At 61.6% G+C, this 15,874-nt stretch carries 11 protein-coding genes and 1 tRNA gene; 4 read left to right on the forward strand and 8 right to left on the reverse strand.

Features of this window, described 5'->3' with window-relative positions:
• Positions 1 to 33: 33 nt before the first annotated feature.
• Positions 34 to 1,854 (reverse strand): DUF885 domain-containing protein, encoded by a 1,821-nt coding sequence (locus D0550_RS19980; RefSeq protein ID WP_116810988.1) that lies wholly within the window; start codon positions 1,852 to 1,854, stop codon positions 34 to 36.
• A gap of 84 nt (positions 1,855 to 1,938) precedes the next feature.
• Complete coding sequence (locus tag D0550_RS19985; RefSeq protein ID WP_116810949.1) at positions 1,939 to 3,246, reverse strand: MFS transporter; 1,308 nt, start codon at positions 3,244 to 3,246, stop codon at positions 1,939 to 1,941.
• Between the two features lie 225 nt (positions 3,247 to 3,471).
• Here D0550_RS19985 and D0550_RS19990 point away from each other — a divergent pair, with 225 nt between their 5' ends.
• Complete coding sequence (locus D0550_RS19990; protein ID WP_161965943.1) at positions 3,472 to 4,380, forward strand: M55 family metallopeptidase; 909 nt, start codon at positions 3,472 to 3,474, stop codon at positions 4,378 to 4,380.
• A 237-nt stretch (positions 4,381 to 4,617) separates the two neighbouring features.
• Here D0550_RS19990 and D0550_RS19995 read toward each other — a convergent pair.
• A tRNA-Ser gene (locus D0550_RS19995) sits at positions 4,618 to 4,707 on the reverse strand.
• Positions 4,708 to 5,016: 309 nt separating this feature from the next.
• Here D0550_RS19995 and D0550_RS20000 point away from each other — a divergent pair.
• The gene (locus D0550_RS20000; protein WP_116810951.1) at positions 5,017 to 7,818 is read left to right on the forward strand and encodes a YncE family protein; all 2,802 of its coding nucleotides are present in this window, start codon (positions 5,017 to 5,019) and stop codon (positions 7,816 to 7,818) included.
• A gap of 86 nt (positions 7,819 to 7,904) precedes the next feature.
• On the opposite strand, the gene D0550_RS20005 is transcribed toward D0550_RS20000, so the two are convergent.
• Positions 7,905 to 10,589, reverse strand: a complete 2,685-nt coding sequence (locus D0550_RS20005) for a winged helix-turn-helix domain-containing protein (RefSeq protein ID WP_116810952.1) — start codon at positions 10,587 to 10,589, stop codon at positions 7,905 to 7,907.
• A 297-nt stretch (positions 10,590 to 10,886) separates the two neighbouring features.
• On the opposite strand from D0550_RS20005, the gene D0550_RS20010 reads away from it, so the two are divergent.
• Positions 10,887 to 11,561: a Bax inhibitor-1/YccA family protein gene (locus tag D0550_RS20010; RefSeq protein ID WP_116810953.1), complete on the forward strand. Its 675-nt coding sequence runs from the start codon at positions 10,887 to 10,889 to the stop codon at positions 11,559 to 11,561.
• Positions 11,562 to 11,703: 142 nt separating this feature from the next.
• Entirely contained in the window at positions 11,704 to 12,045 is a 342-nt protein-coding gene (locus D0550_RS20015) for a hypothetical protein (protein ID WP_116810954.1), read from the forward strand.
• A gap of 87 nt (positions 12,046 to 12,132) precedes the next feature.
• On the opposite strand, the gene serS is transcribed toward D0550_RS20015, so the two are convergent.
• The 4 genes from serS to lolA form a co-directional block, all read right to left on the reverse strand.
• Positions 12,133 to 13,413, reverse strand: coding sequence for a serine--tRNA ligase (gene serS / locus D0550_RS20020; protein ID WP_116810955.1), 1,281 nt, complete (start codon positions 13,411 to 13,413; stop codon positions 12,133 to 12,135).
• A 118-nt stretch (positions 13,414 to 13,531) separates the two neighbouring features.
• Positions 13,532 to 14,764, reverse strand: coding sequence for a replication-associated recombination protein A (locus D0550_RS20025; protein WP_116810989.1), 1,233 nt, complete (start codon positions 14,762 to 14,764; stop codon positions 13,532 to 13,534).
• 47 nt (positions 14,765 to 14,811) lie between these two features.
• Positions 14,812 to 15,213, reverse strand: coding sequence for a VanZ family protein (locus tag D0550_RS20030; protein ID WP_116810956.1), 402 nt, complete (start codon positions 15,211 to 15,213; stop codon positions 14,812 to 14,814).
• A gap of 4 nt (positions 15,214 to 15,217) precedes the next feature.
• Positions 15,218 to 15,874 (reverse strand): outer membrane lipoprotein periplasmic chaperone LolA, encoded by a 657-nt coding sequence (gene lolA / locus D0550_RS20035; protein ID WP_116810957.1) that lies wholly within the window; start codon positions 15,872 to 15,874, stop codon positions 15,218 to 15,220.

A 15,874-nucleotide genomic window follows, 5' to 3' on the forward strand; every position in this document is an offset into this window, starting at 1 on the left:
TGGCTCCAGAACAGGAGCCAGCCGACTCAAAACTCAAGCCTTGCTCGCCGCCCAATCGTTGACGAGCCGCTCCAGCACCGTCAGCGGCACCGTGCCCGCGGCCAGCGCGACATCATGGAACTCGCGAATGTCGAAGCGTGAGCCGAGTTTCTTTCGCGCGTCTTCACGCACTTTCAGCCACTGCGTCTGACCCATCTTGTAACTCGTCGCCTGACCGGGCCACACACAATATCGCTCCACTTCCGTGATCATCGACGAAGGTCGCTCGCCGAGCGAGGTGACCATGTACTCGACGCCCTGCTCTCGCGTCCAGCGCTTGTGATGCAGCCCCGTGTCGACGACCAGGCGGGCCGCGCGGAACATATAAGACTGGATGTAACCCAACAGACCGAACGGATCGCCTTCGTACACGCCCATCTCGTCCGCCAGCTGTTCCGCGTACAAGCCCCAACCTTCGGTATATACCGAGAACCAGGGCAAGCGCCGTATGGGATGGACCCCGGTGGATTCTTGGGCCAGTGCGATTTGATGGTGATGACCGGGCGATGCTTCGTGCGCCGTCAGCGTCATCAAGCCCCACCGCGGCGTCTCTGCGGTATCTCGCAGATTGATGTAATACGCACCGGGTCGCGAACCATCGAGCGCAGGCGGCTGATAGTAGCCACCGGTCGCGCTCGCCTCGATATCCGTCGGCACACGGCGAATCTCCACCTTTGCCTTCGGAATACGCCCGAAGTACTTCGGCAGCTGGGCCTGGATCTTCACCATGCCGGTATTCAGATAGTCGAGCAACTCCTGCTTGCCCGCGTCCGTGTTCGGATAAATGAAGCGCTGATCGGTCGCGATTGCATGGAAGCGCTCGCCCACCGTGCCTCGAGTCATGCCCTGACTCTTCATGATCCGATCCGCACGGGCACTGAGTTCGGCCATCTGCTCCAGACCCACACGATGGATCTCTTCGGCGCTCAGCGACGTGGTGGTCGCATAACGCAGGGCGTAGTTGTAGTACTCCTCGCCTTTCGGCAGTTTCCAAACGCCAGCATCACTCGTTGATTTCGGCCGAATGTCGGCGAAGCATTCGCGCTGACGCCGCAGCGCTGGATGAACCTGCTGCTCGACGATTCGCGTGACCTGCGCGCCCCAGTCACCGGCGATGTTCTTCGCACGGGCGCGTGTGTCGATGGAGGTCACGAGCTTCGTTTGTGAAGGCTTCTGCGCGAGCATGCCGTCCATCAATGCGATCGTGCGATCGATGGCGAAGTTCGGCGGAATCACGCCCATTGCATACTCGGATTTCAACCGCCCTGTCTCGTTATCCAGCTGCTTGGCGAACGCGACGACGCGAGACACGTACGCCTCGGCGTCCTCGCGCGTCTCGATCGTGTGCTGGTTGTGAAGGAAGTCCGGAATGCCACGATACGTGCCGCCGAGCTGGTGCACGCTGTACGGCTCCGGCCAGCTGAAGGTGCCGTAGTTGAAATCGTCGTACGAGCGGACCATCACGCCGAGCAGGTAATCGAACGAGTCGTAGTCCGCCTTGGATTGCGCAGATAAGGCGTTGCGATCGATGGCCTTCAGGCGGGCGTACCCAGCGCGAACGATCTTGTGATCCTTTTCGATACCCGCAGGCGAGCGATCGAGCAACTCGCGCTTGGCGGTTGCATACTTTCCTTTGTCGAGACCGTAGGTGGTACGCGACTCGGGATTGGCCATCACCTGTTCTTCATAGGCGTAATCCATCAGCGCGTTCAAGTCTTCCTCGGCTTTCTTGTTCTGCGAGAACGCGACGGCGGGAAGATTGGCAGCGACAGCAGTGTATACAGCGGATCTCAAAAACGAACGACGGTCGGTCAAAGGAGGCTCCTTGTCGTCTTGATCGACAACAAATAACACTCGACTGCCGCGTGCCGCAAGGCACTTCTCGCCTGCCGATGCTCGTTACGTCTGCCTCACCATCGCCAGTGCCCGCTGCTCGCGGGAACGTTCCCAAATAACGAGCACCGCACCGATCGCGAGGAATACGGCGATGAGCAACAGGCTTGCGGCGTAGCTGTCGGTGTAGGTCTTGGCCAGGCCGATCGCGGCCGGCCCGAGGAAGCCGCCGAAGTTTCCAAGCGAATTGATCAATGCGATCGCGCCCGCCGCGGCGGCGCCTTGCAACCCTCGGCTCGCCAATGCCCAGAACGATGGCAACCCCGAATAGATACCCACCGCGGCGAGACACAACGCCCCAAATGCAAGCATTGGAGCGCTCGTCCAGCCACTGACCGTAAGCGCCGCCGCTCCGAGCAACATGGGCAGCGCCACGTGCCACGAGCGCTCCGCTGTCGCATCCGAATGCCTGCCCCACAACACCAGCCCGATGCACGCGAGCGAGTATGGAATCATGGTGACGAGACCGACCTGCACATTTGTGAGACGTCCCAGCGATGCGATGATCTGGGGCAACCAGAAACTGAACCCATACAAACCAACGAGAATGCAGAAGTACACGAGTCCATGCCGCCATACGCGCGGCAATGTGAGCGCCTCGCGCAAGCTGCTTGCATGACCCTCAGTGGCACCTGAGTGCTCACGCGCAAGCTCCCTCTGCAGCCAGCGTTTCTCATCTTCGTTCAACCATTCGGCATCCGAGGGTCGGTCCGGGAGCACCGCGAGTACGGCGATGCCGAGGATGATCGTGGGCGCCGCCTCCAATAGAAACATCCACTGCCATCCCTTGAGTCCGGCCGCCTCGATGCCGAGCAGCGAGGTCGAGATCGGTGCGCCGATGACGCTCGACATCGGCAGTGCGATCATGAACAAAGCGATGATGCGGGCCCGATGCTGCGAGGGGAACCAGCAGGTCAGATAGAAAATGATGCCAGGAAAGAAGCCGGCTTCGGCAATACCAAGCAGGAAGCGCACGAGGTAGAAGCTCTGCGGCCCCTGCACGAACGCCATCGCCCCCGACAGCACGCCCCAGCTGATCATGATGCGAGCGATCCAAATGCGTGCGCCAAAGCGCTCGAGCATCACGTTGCTCGGCACCTCGCACAGGATGTAGCCGATGAAGAAGATGCCCGAGCCGATCCCAAAGGCCGCCGCCGAGATGCCCAGATCCGCGTTCATGGTGAGCGCCGCGAAGCCGACGTTCACTCGATCCAGGAACGCAAAGAAGTACAGCATCCCCAGAAATGGAATCAGCCGCCACGCCACCTTGCGCAGCGCTGAGCCCGCAATGCCGTCGTCCGCCGGTTGCGTCATCGATACTCCGAGGTCCCTACCTTGCTGAGCCTTGAGGTCACCGGCCGCGATTAAAGCTCATACGGGCCCCAGGCGCCGATTTTTCCGTTAGCCCCGCGGCGTTGCCCCTCGTCGGAAATGTCGTCGATTGCACCAATCACCCCGTCAAGCGCCGCACCATGATAAATGCTGACCCAAACTCGGAATGTGGCCGCCAATAACCAACAACTGCATCGAGGTTCGGCAATGAAAGATCGCTCTCGTCTGTACACCGTGCTCACCGGGCTGGCGCTCGGGCTCGCCCCTGGCCTGGCGGCGGCACAGACGCCCCTCAAGCTCTACATCTCGGCCGACATGGAAGGCGTCGCCGGCGTCGTGAGCGAGCAGCAGCTCAGCCCAAGCGGCTTCGAATACTCACGCTTCCGCGAGTTCATGACGGCCGAAGTGAACACGGTCATCGAGACCGCCTTCGCCGCCGGCGTCACCGAGATCGTGGTGAGCGATTCGCACGGCAATGGTCAGAACCTGCTGATCGAGAAATTCCCGAAGAAGGTATCGGTCGTGCGCTCCTGGCCGCGGCCGCTGATGATGATGGAAGGCATCGATGAATCGTTCGCCGGCGCCATTCTGCTCGGCTATCACACCAGCACCCACAACGAAGCCGGCGTGCGAGCGCACACGCTCTCGAGCGCCCGTCTTGCCGACGTGCGCATCAACGACAAACAAGTCGGTGAAGGTGAGATCAGCGCTGCCATCGCTGGCCACTTCGGTGTGCCCGTCATCATGGTCAGCGGCGATGACCAACTCGTGAAAGAGCTGCAGGGCTCGCTCGGCAACGTCGAAGGCGCGGTGGTGAAATGGGCGCATGGCTTCCACTCCGCCCGCACGCTGACACCCGCCGAAGCAAACGATGTGCTTCGCGCAGCGACGAAGCGCGCACTTGCCCGCATCAAGAGTTTCAAGCCTTACACAGTCGCAACACCGGTGCGCTTCGACCTGCGCTTCAAAAGCTATCGCCAGGCCGACATGCTGAGCTATCTACCCATCGTCGAGCGACTCGACTCGCACACGGTCCGCTACGTTGCCAAGGACATGCCTGCCGCGTCCAAGTTCGTCGAGTTCGCGGTGACGTACGAAGCGAACATGGATCCGTGATGAACACGAAAGTCGGCGGTGAGACTGACCCGTCAAAACGAAACGCCCTCAAGGATGAGGGCCTCTGGCGGGGTGGGATGACACGAAGTACATCCATGTACTTCGCCCTTCGGGCAGCCTAAAGGCTGTGCAAAACGGCTGTCCTGCCGTTTTGTCGAACCCACGAGGCTCGCAGGTTCTCTATCCCACCCAAACGACAACAACAAAAAAGCCCCGCAAGGGGCTCTTTTGTTCTTGTGGCGGAAGGGGTGGGATTCGAACCCACGAGAGGCTTGCGCCCCTGCCGGTTTTCAAGACCGGTGCAATCGACCACTCTGCCACCCTTCCACGCATGAGCCCCGGGAGGGTCGGCCCGGGGGCGCGCATCCTAGCATGGATCGGGGGTGGACGCCTGCGCCCGCGGAACGCCTTCAGCTCACTCCGATCGCGCCGCCGAAGTGCGGATCGCCCTTCCCCTCCCAGGCATCCCGGCTGTGGCCGCGTTCAATGTCGGATCGGCTTCGATGACGTGCTCGCCCTTGCACTGCGGGCCTATGGATTGAATGCCCCCTCCGGAGAGGGGCGCGAGGCCACCCTACGAGCGCGTACAGTGCGCGGCGTTCACAACAACGCATTGGACTGGCCACGGAGAGAACCATGTTCAAACGCTCAGGGGGCACTGCCCAGCTCAGACGCTTGGCAGCAAGCAGCGCATTGTTTCTAGCTTGGATGCTCGCGCCTGCGGTGCAGGCAGCACCATCGTTCGTCGCCTTCGAAAGCGGTCACGTCCGACCGCTCGCCTTGTCATCGGATGGCAGCAAGCTGTTCGCCGTCAACACCCCGAACAACACGCTCGTCATTTATAACGTCACGCCCGTTGGCATCTTCAAGGACGCCGAAGTCTCCGTCGGTCTGGAGCCAGTCGCCGTCGCGATCCGCAGCAGCACTGAAGTGTGGGTGGTGAATCATCTATCCGACAGCGTCAGCGTCGTCACGCTGACAGGTACGCCGCGAGTCACACGAACGTTGCTCGTGGGTGATGAGCCCCGTGACATCGTGTTCGCCGGCACCTCCAATCGCGCATTCATCACCACCGCACATCGCGGCCAGCACCGCACCGACCCCTCCATCGCATCCGTGTCCGGCGCCGGCGATCCGCAGCTTACGACGCCCGGTGTCGGCCGCGCCGACGTGTGGGTGTTCGATCCTGCCAATCTCGGCACGGCCTTCGGTGGCACGCCGCTCAAGATCATGACGTTCTTCAGCGATACGCCGCGCGCGCTCGCCGTCAGCCCCGATCGCAAGACCGTTTATGCCGCGGCCTTCAAGTCCGGCAATCAAACGACGACGGTGTTCGAGCTGATGGTGTGCGACGGCTTCGACCCCAACACCCCCTGCACCTTCGCAGGCAACACCCTGCCCGGCGGCAACCCGGGCCCAATGACGAACTTCGAGGGCAAGCGCGCACCGGAAGTCGGCTTGATCGTGAAGTTCAACCGCGCAAGCGGCCATTGGGAAGACGAACTGGGCCGCAACTGGGATGCGGCGGTTCGATTCCAATTGCCGGATCAAGATGTGTTCTCGATCGATGCCAACGCTCTCACCCAGAAGGCGTCGTTCTCGCACGTCGGCACCACCTTGTTCAACATGGCGACCAATCCGCGCACGGGGAAGCTGTATGTCTCCAATACCGAGGCCATCAACAACGTGCGCTTCGAAGGACCGGGCGTGGTCGGCGGCTCCACCGTGCAAGGCCGGCTTGCCGAGACGCGCATCTCGGTGATCTCCGGCACCACTGTCGCCTCTCGCCATCTGAACAAGCACATCAACTACGACCTGCTTGCCAACGATCCCGGCTTCGATCCGAGCGTGAAAAACCACAGCTTGTCGACGCCGCTGGACATGGTGGTCAGCCGCGATGGTCGCAAGCTCTACGTTGCCGCGTTCGGTTCCAGCAAGGTCGGCGTGTTCGACACGACGGCGCTGGAAGCGAACACGTTCAATCCGGTGACGACGAGCCCCAACTACATCAGCGTCAGTGGCGGTGGCCCAAGCGGCCTTGCACTGGATGAAAATCGGAATCGGCTATACGTGATGACACGCTTCGACAACGCAGTGAAGGTCATCAACCTTGCGACGAAGGCGGAAGTGGCCGCGTTACCGTTGTTCAATCCCGAGCCTGCGCAAGTCGTCGCAGGCCGGCCGCTGCTCTACGATGCCGTGGATATGTCAGCCAATGGCGAAGCTGCCTGCGCAAGCTGTCACATCTTCGGCGACAACGACGAGCTGGCCTGGGATCTGGGCAATCCCGATGACCTCGTGACCAGCAATCCCATTCCGATTCGCTTGGGCTTCGCGGCGCTCAACACGCAGCCGCGCATCAACGGCACCGGCGTCGTGACGGACTTCCATCCGATGAAGGGACCGATGACGACGCAGACGTTGCGTGGCATGCGCCATCACGGCGCCATGCACTGGCGCGGCGATCGCGCTCACGGGTTCTTCGGCACCGATGCGTTCGATCCGGAACTGTCGTTCAACAACTTCGTCGTGGCGTTCGATGGTTTGATTGGCCGCTCTACGCTGCCGGATTTGACAACCATGCAGCGCTTCACCAACTTCCAGTTGGAGGTGCAGCTGCCGCCGAATCCGGTGCGCAATTTGGACAACTCGCTCACCCCGGCTCAACAGCGCGGGCATGATTTCTATCTTGGCCCCCGTCGTGCTGACGGTGCACCACCGGCTGCAGGACCCGGCACTGGATTTACCTGCGAAGGCTGCCATCGCCTGGATGCATCGCAAGGCTTCTTCGGCACCGACGGTCAAGCGAGCTTCGAAGGGTTGCCGCAGATCGTGAAGATCCCGCATCTGCGCAATGCATATACGAAGGTCGGCATGTTCGGCTTCCCCGGCATGCCGTTCTTCACCACGCCCGACACTGGCAACACGGGCAATCAGATCCGGGGCTTTGGTTACCTGCACGATGGCTCGATCGACACGGTATTCCATTTCCTGTCGGCGGTGCTGTTCGCACCGACGCCGGAGGTGGGCTTCCCGGCGGCAACCTACGAACAAACCCGACGCGACATGGAGCAGTTCATGCTGGCCTTCGACTCCGACATCGCGCCCATCGTGGGTCAGCAGATCACCTTGACGAAGACCAATGCCGCGGCCGTGGGTCCGCGCATCGATCTGCTGCAAGCCCGGGCCGCGGCGCCGTTCACCTCGAAGACGCTCGGTGGCACGGTGACTGAATGCGACTTGGTCGCGAAGCTCACACTGGCGGGTACGCCGCGCGGATTCCTTTATAACGCCGCATCCGATGCCTTCGTGCCCTCGGGCAGCGGAATCGGTGTGCCCGACGCATTGTTCCGCGCACTGGCGCTGATCCCTGGACAAGAGATCACATTCACCTGCGTACCTCCTGGCTCGGGCGCGCGCATTGCTGCCGTTCCCTAGCCGCTTGCGACAACAACATCCGTTGCAGACATTTCTCGAGGTCGCCGTCACCCCACTCTGGCGGCGACCTTTTTTTCCTTCGGGGTTCAGCGCGCCGATAGCGACGGCGGTCGCCCGTCGACGAGGCGCAGTTCTTGCGCACGGAATACGGCTTCCATCCGTGTACTCACGCCGAGCTTTGCGAACACATTCTTCAGGTGCCATTTCGTCGTCAGCAGCGTGATGTTGCTGCGCTCGCTGATGTCCTTGTTGCTCAAGCCCTGCGACACCAGCTTCAGGAGGTCGAGCTCGCGCTGGGTAAGTAGTGGCATCGGCTCAGCCGGCGGATGGTGCTCATAGGGATCGAACGCCAGCACGTCGCGGAAGCGCTTGAAGTACTCTGCCGAGGGCAGTGTCGCAACTCGCGACATCTTGATCGCCGTCGCAAACATCTTCGGTAAGCCGAAGACGTCATCGAACACGGCTCGGCTGAAGCCTCGATGGCCAGTGAGCTTGAGCGCACGATTCATCCAGCCAAACGCGGCCTCCTCTTCATGCGCCTGCCAGCTGCACGTCGCAAGCGTCGCTTCCAGCCGTACCCGGCCATACACGTCGCCCGCCGCCTCTGCGCGTTCGCACAACCGCTGCAACTCGTTCGCCGCCGCATCGAACAAGCCCCGATGAATCAGGATCGCCACGCGCGACAAGGCAAACTCCTCCCACGGCGGCTCGGCTCGGTTGTTTGCATCGACGTGGAAGGACTGTCCGCAATCGGCAAGCGCGCGTAACGCCCGCATCGGTTGCTCCTGTAGCAGCCACAGCCGAACCTTCTCGAAACATACCCGTGCCAACAATCGCTGGCAGTTGCTGCTGTCGAGCACGCTGTGCGCATAGTCGAGCAATCTCAGTGCGTCGCCGTACTTCGCGGATGCGCATTTGAGCCGTGCGGCGACCACATGCGCGACGGTCAGATTCTCCAGCGAGGGCGCCATCGACAGCAGGGGCAGAACTTCAGCGCACAGCGCTTCGGCCTGCTGCAATCGATTGTGGTGATAGTGCACGGACGCCGCGGCGGTGGTGGCCGTAACCCAGATCGGATTGCGCCGCCCTCCTCGCGTGCATGCGTAAAGCTGCATGCAGCTTTCTGCTGCCTCTTTCGCATGGCCCTCGGCGCGATCGATCAGCATCAGCACCACGGAGGCTTGTGCCAACGCATAGATATGTTGCGTTCCTTGCAGCAACTGCTTGCCTCGCAATGCGAGCCGGCGCGCGGCATCGAACGCTTTGTCCACGAGCAACTGATACGCCGCGACGTTGAACAGGTTGGCGGTGAGATAGGGATTCTCCGGAATGCTCAGCGCCTCCACGTCCGGCACGACGAACTGCACCCGGGCGTCGGTCATGATCTCGAGCATCAATTGCAGCGGCGGTAGCGCGCGTCGCTCCGACTCATCGCGCGCCAGTTGATCCGCGAGCCGAAGCTCCTGACGGGCCCGCTCGAACTGTCGCAGGAAAATCAGGCTCATCAGATGCGCATCACGCACCGCTTCGCAGCTCATGATCTCGCCGAGCGTCAGTCGTCCCGACCACTGCAACACTTCGGGAAACTCCCCCGTTCGCAACCACACGGGCACACAGCGCGCCAGCACCTGCAGCGCCCACTGGCGATCGGCCGCCGCGAACGCATGATGTAGGGCTTCGCGCGGTTGCTCATGATCGGCGAACCATTGGCTGCTGATTCGATGCAGCTGTGCGATACGCGCAGACCCGAGTTTCTTCAGCTGCCCGAGCAGGAACTCCCGATACATCGTGTGATAGCGGAACCATCGATGCGTGCCGTCCAACGCTCGGACGAAGCGCTGCGAGTGCTCCAGCTCATCGAGGCACTGCGATGCGTCATCCTCGCCAAGCAACGCCACCGCAAGCTCACTGCAGAACCGCTCGGGAACACAGGTGACAAGCAGGAACTCGCGCAGCCGATCCGGCAAGTCCTGCCACGCTTCGGCCATCAGATAAGCGCCAATGTCGTGATCGAGTCCTTCGACGCGCTCGCCCCTCGTGCTCGCAAGCAATGTGAGCTTCACGCCCGCGATCCATCCTTCCGTGCGCCGAGCGCACTCGGTTGCATCCTGCAGCGACAGCGGTACGCCGCGCAGGAGTAAGGACAACTCGCAGATTTGCTCGGGCTGGAACGCGAGATCGGCCGCGTCCAACAGCGTCAATGCATCCTCGAGCTTGAGTCGCTGTAAATCGAATCTCGGTACGCGACGCGTCGCGAGGATCCATCGTACCTTCGGCGAGGACTGCAGCATCAGTTGCAGCAGTGCCCGCTCACCCTCGGCGCAATCCAACCATTGCAGGTCATCGATGACGACGGCCAAGGGTTGATCGAGACTCGCAAGCTGATCGCCCAGGGCATCTGTGATGTGTTCTGCCGAGCAATGCGTGCACGCGCCAGCCCCGACGAAGGGGGCGGCGGAGGTATGCAGCGCTTTGTCGATGCTGGCCGCCAGCCAGCTGAAGAAATGCACCGGCTCGCGATCACGACGTTCGCCCAACAGCCAGGCCACGCGCCGCTCTGGCCCGAGCTGGCCGTGCCATTGGGTCAGTAACGACGTCTTTCCCGAACCCGGCGGTGCGAGCAGCAGCACGACCTTGCCGCCTCGGTCGATGCGGGCTGCCAGGGGACTACGTGGAATCAGTGCCGAGGTGCTGCGAGGCGGACCGAATTTCGCCGAGTTGCTCGCCAAGCCGACGATCTGCGCCATGTCGCGGTTCCGTGCCGTGCGCATAAGCCTCCATGCAATCGTTGCGATGGACGGGCCACCACAACAACCGATGCGGCGGCAATCGATCAGGTCGCAAAATCTAAGGGGCTGCTGACAGCAGTGTCAATGCGCCTGCACAATCGCTCATGACCGCCTTCCTGACAGCCCGGTAAGGTTCAACCCCTTGCAATTCAAAATCTTGCAATCACATAGACGGGGTCCGCCCAGGCCGCTGTAGAATGCTGGACAAGGCGCGTCGGCCTGCAACTCGCGGGACGGAACGCGGTCCAACTGGACGATATTCCGGAGGAGTCGAAAGTCATGGCGTCTTATCCAAGCACCATTGCAAGTACCACGCGCAGCTCAGCGCTGACGACCAATAAAGTTCTACGCAACACGTATCTGTTGCTCGGTGCCACGCTCGCCTTCAGTGCGTTGACGGCCGGCGTCTCCATGCTGCTCAACCTGCCCCATCCGGGTCTGTTGATCACACTGGTCGGCTACTTCGGCCTGCTGTTCGCAGTCACCAAGACGCAGAACAGCTCGTGGGGTCTGTTGTTCATCTTCCTGCTGACCGGCTTCATGGGCCTGACGCTCGGCCCCATCATCAGCATGTATCTGAAGTTCCTGCCGAACGGCGCGCAAGTCGTGACCACGGCGCTCGGCGTCACCGCCGCGACCTTCGTCGGCTTGTCCGCCTATGCGGTCAAGAGCCAGAAGGACTTCAGCTTCATGGGCGGCTTCCTGACGGTGGGCATCATCGGCGCCTTCCTGCTCGGCCTGGTGGCCGTGTTCTTCAACATGCCGACCTTGTCGCTGGTGGTCTCGGGCGTGTTCGTGATCGCGATGGCCGGCCTGATCCTGTATCAGACCAGCGCCATCATTCACGGCGGCGAGACGAACTACATCATGGCGACGGTCACGCTATACGTGAGCATCTACAACCTGTTCACCAGCCTGCTGCACCTGTTGGGCGCGGCCTCCGGTGATGACTGATCGAGTCATCCAGGGCTGAAAGACAAAGGGCGCTGCCAAAAGCAGCGCCCTTTTTTTACGCCCGGCTTTATGTTCCGGGAATCTCGATTGTCTATGCCGCTTCGGCTAGTGTCGCCGCTTCTGGGACAGGAGGAGTAAAGGAATGAGAGCTCTGTTAGCCGCTGCTGCCTTGTTGACGGTCGCGCACTCGGCGTCAGCGAATGATGCCGTGTCGATTCCCGACGCGAGCCAGCTGAAATGGCAGGTGGACATGTATGCCAACAAGGTGTGGCTGCAAAACCTGAAGGATTTCGACATAACTTTCGGGACCACCTACAAGTACTACATCGACCTGCAGGCCCCTGGAGGAAACGCAGGAACTGAAGGAGGAAAGGCGGCCTATGCGGCACTTCTCGCCGCAGCGTTCTCGGGAAGCAGTATTACGATCTTTGTCACCGACAAGATGACCACAACAACGAGTGTCGTGAACTTCATCGGCAGATAGCCGCGATCGAGCGACTACACAAAAGCCGCGCGCGTGGTCCCGGAAGGCGTCAAATGGTCTCCGGGACCACCGATCGTCGAGAGCCTCTTACGGACGGCGGATGACGTCGAGACCACCCATGTACGGCTTCAGCGCCTCGGGCACCTTGATGCTGCCATCCGGCTCCTGATAGTTCTCGAGCACGGCCACGAGCGCGCGACCGGCGGCCACACCCGATCCGTTCAACGTGTGCAGCGGCTCCGGCTTGCCCGTCTCGGGATTGCGCCAACGCGCCTGCATGCGACGCGCCTGGAACGCCTCGAAGTTCGAGCACGAAGAAATCTCGCGATATGCCTCCTGCCCTGGCAGCCATACTTCCAGGTCATACGTCTTCGCCGAGCCGAAGCCGATATCGCCGGAAGCCAGCGCCATCACTCGATAGGGAAGATTCAGTCGCTTGAGCACTTCTTCGGCGTTACGCGTCAGCAAGTCGTGCTCGGCGTACGAATCTTGCGGCTTCGACAGGTGCACCAGCTCCACCTTCTCGAACTGATGCTGACGAATCATGCCGCGCGTGTCCTTGCCGTACGAACCCGCTTCGGAGCGGAAGCACGGCGTGTGCGCGACGTAACGGATCGGCAATTCGTCGGCTTCGATGATGGTTTCGCGGGCGAGATTCGTGACCGGCACTTCCGCGGTCGGAATCAAATACAGCCCCGACTCGCCCTTGAGGGCGAACAAGTCCGCTTCGAACTTAGGCAAGTTGCCGGTGCCCGTCAGGGATTGAGCGTTCACCAGATAGGGAACATAGGTCTCGCGATAGCCGTGCTCGCCGGTATGCAGATCCAGCATGAACTGGATCAACGCGCGATGCAGGCGAGCCAGCGGCCCGGTCAGCACCGTGAAGCGCGCGCCGGAGATCTTGCCGGCGGCAGCGAAGTCCATCTGGCCGAGCTTTTCGCCGAGCTCAACGTGGTCGAGCGGCTTGTACGCAAACTTGCGCGGCTCACCCCAACGACGAACCTCGACGTTGGCAGTTTCATCGCGACCGACGGGCACGCTCTCGTGCAGCATGTTCGGCAGCCCGAGCGTGATCTTCTCGAGCTCCGCTTGCACCTTGGCGAACTCGGCTTCGGCGGCCGCGAGCTCGGTGCCGAGCGTTTCGACCTGCTTCAACAGCGGCGCGATGTCCTGCCCCTGCGCCTTGGCCTTGCCGACGCTCTTGGCGTGAACGTTCTTCTCGTTGCGCAGCTCATCGGCCCGCACCTGCCATTTCTTGCGCGCTTCCTCCAGCGAGTTCAGCTGAGCCACGTCGAGCTTGAAACCGCGTTTCGCGAGGTTCGCGGCAACGGCGTCGGGGTCGGAACGGAGCAGTTTGGGGTCGAGCATAGTAGAAGTGACTACTGACTAATGACTGATGACTGGTCAGAAAGCGGCACAGTGTATTCCAGCGGCATCTCAAGTGCAGCCATGACCCTCTGACCAGTCATTAGTCACCAGTCAGCAGTCACTTCTTTCTGCGTGCCAGCGCCTCGGCAATCTTGATTTCCATGCCCCGGGACACGGGCTGATAGTACTGGCGCGGCTCCATGCCTTCGGGGAAGTAATTCTCACCGGCCGCGTAAGCATCCGGCTCATCGTGCGCGTAGCGATAGTCCTTGCCGTAGCCGAGCGACTTCATCAGCTTGGTCGGTGCATTGCGCAGATGCAGTGGGACATCGAGCGAGCCCAAGGTTTTCGCATCCTGCATGGCCTCGCCGAACGCCTTGTACAGGGCGTTGCTCTTCGCCGCGCACGCCAGAAATACGACCGCCTGCGCGATGGCCAGCTCCCCTTCCGGCGAGCCGAGCCGCTCGTACACCTCGCACGCTTCCAACGCCAACGTGTGGCCGCGCGGATCGGCGAGACCGATATCTTCCGAGGCCATCCGCAGCACGCGCCGAGCGATGTATCGAGGATCGCAGCCGCCATCCAGCATTCGACACAGCCAGTACAGCGCCGCATCCGGATCGCTGCCGCGCACTGATTTATGCAGCGCCGAGATCTGGTCGTAGAACGCCTCGCCCTGCTTGTCGAAACGTCGCAAGCCGCCCGAGGCCACTTCATTCGCGATGGCTTCAGTGATCGCTGGCGGCTCGCCAGCACTTGCCAGATCGATCGCGAGCTCCAGCATGTTGAGCGAACGGCGCGCGTCGCCATCGGCCGCTTTCGCCATCAATTCCAGCGCGCGTTCCTCGGCCGCGACCGCACCTTCTTGCCTGGCGAGCGCACGATCCAGCACCTGCCGGATATCCGCCTCGGTGAGCGAGCGCAACACGTAAACGCGCGCTCGTGACAGCAACGCGTTATTCAATTCAAACGACGGATTTTCGGTGGTCGCGCCGATGAAGACCAAGGTGCCATCCTCGACCCACGGCAGAAATGCATCCTGCTGTGCTTTGTTGAAACGATGCACCTCGTCCAGAAACAACACCGTGCGACGGCCGGCACGACGCGCTTCCTGGGCTTGTTCGGCGGCGGCGCGAATGTCCTTGACGCCGGCCATCACCGCAGACAACGCGATGAACTGCGCATCGCACTGCTGAGCCACCAAGCGAGCCAGCGTGGTTTTACCCGTGCCGGGCGGTCCCCACAAAATCATCGAGTGCAGATGACCGCCTTCGAGCATGCGTCGCAGCGGCTTGCCGGGGCCGAACAGATGCGTCTGTCCGATATATTCATCGAGCGAAGCCGGTCGCATGCGATCCGCGAGCGGTCGCGCATCGACGGCGTCGTCGAACGGCAAATTCACGACTCCTGCGTCCCGGTCACGAGCGCTACCACCGACTCTACGCGCTGTGCCCAGCTGCCGAAGCACCAGCACAGCAACAGCCCAGCGAACACGCCAGCGCTGTTTGCGACGACATCACGCACATCTGCCTGGCGCCCCCAGCCCATGGCGCCTTGAGCGAACTCGATCAGCACGCCCATCACGACCAGGCCGAGCGCGATGAGCCAGTATCGCGAGCGCGGATAGATACCGCCGAACCAGCACGACAGCAGCAGATAGCCGATGAAGTGCTCGGACTTGTCACTCAAGTTCGACGGCAGCGGCAGCCGGTCAGTGGGCATCAGGCAGACAACAATCGCCAACCCGATGGCGAGCCAGCCCAAGGTGAGCCAGAGCCTCGGAAATCTCAACGGCAACATAACCTCAATTCCTGGACGTATCGCCGATCACGTCGGCACCAGGCGGTACGGTAAAGGTGAATCGTGACGGATCGAGGGCGAGATTCCGCTCCAATTGTGAAAACTCGAGGTTCGTGGTCTGGCCGAGCTTGTCGGCCAGCTGCATGAACTTCAATGTGTTGCCATCGAAGCCCAGACGCACCCATTTGAAATCCGTGTCATCGCGTTTGGGTTGCATGCGCACCCACAACACGCCGCCCTCTTGCGACGTTTGCGTGACAGTAAAGTTGTCCTGCAGATTGCCTTGACCGCTCAGCAGCATGGCCGGCGTCGCCGATAATGTGTCATCCAGCTTGCGCACCGTTACCTGTTGCAGATCGGCGTCGTACAGCCAGATGCGCGAGCCGTCGGCGACGATGACCTGTTCATTGGGCTCGTGATAATCCCAACGGAACCGATCGGGGCGGCGGATCGCCAACGTGCCGCTCGCCTGCTCGACGGTCAACCCATTGCGATCCATCAGCGTTTGTTTGAACTGCGCCTGCAGCGATTGCAGGCCCTGCAGAAAGCTCTCGACCTTCCGCTGACCCGCGGCCGTGTCCGAGGCGGCGAGCGTCACGTGAGCAAACAGCGTGAGGAGCAACGCGGCCGCCATACGACCGACACTGAAAAAACGCGTCAT

This window comes from Steroidobacter cummioxidans, from assembly GCF_003104955.1.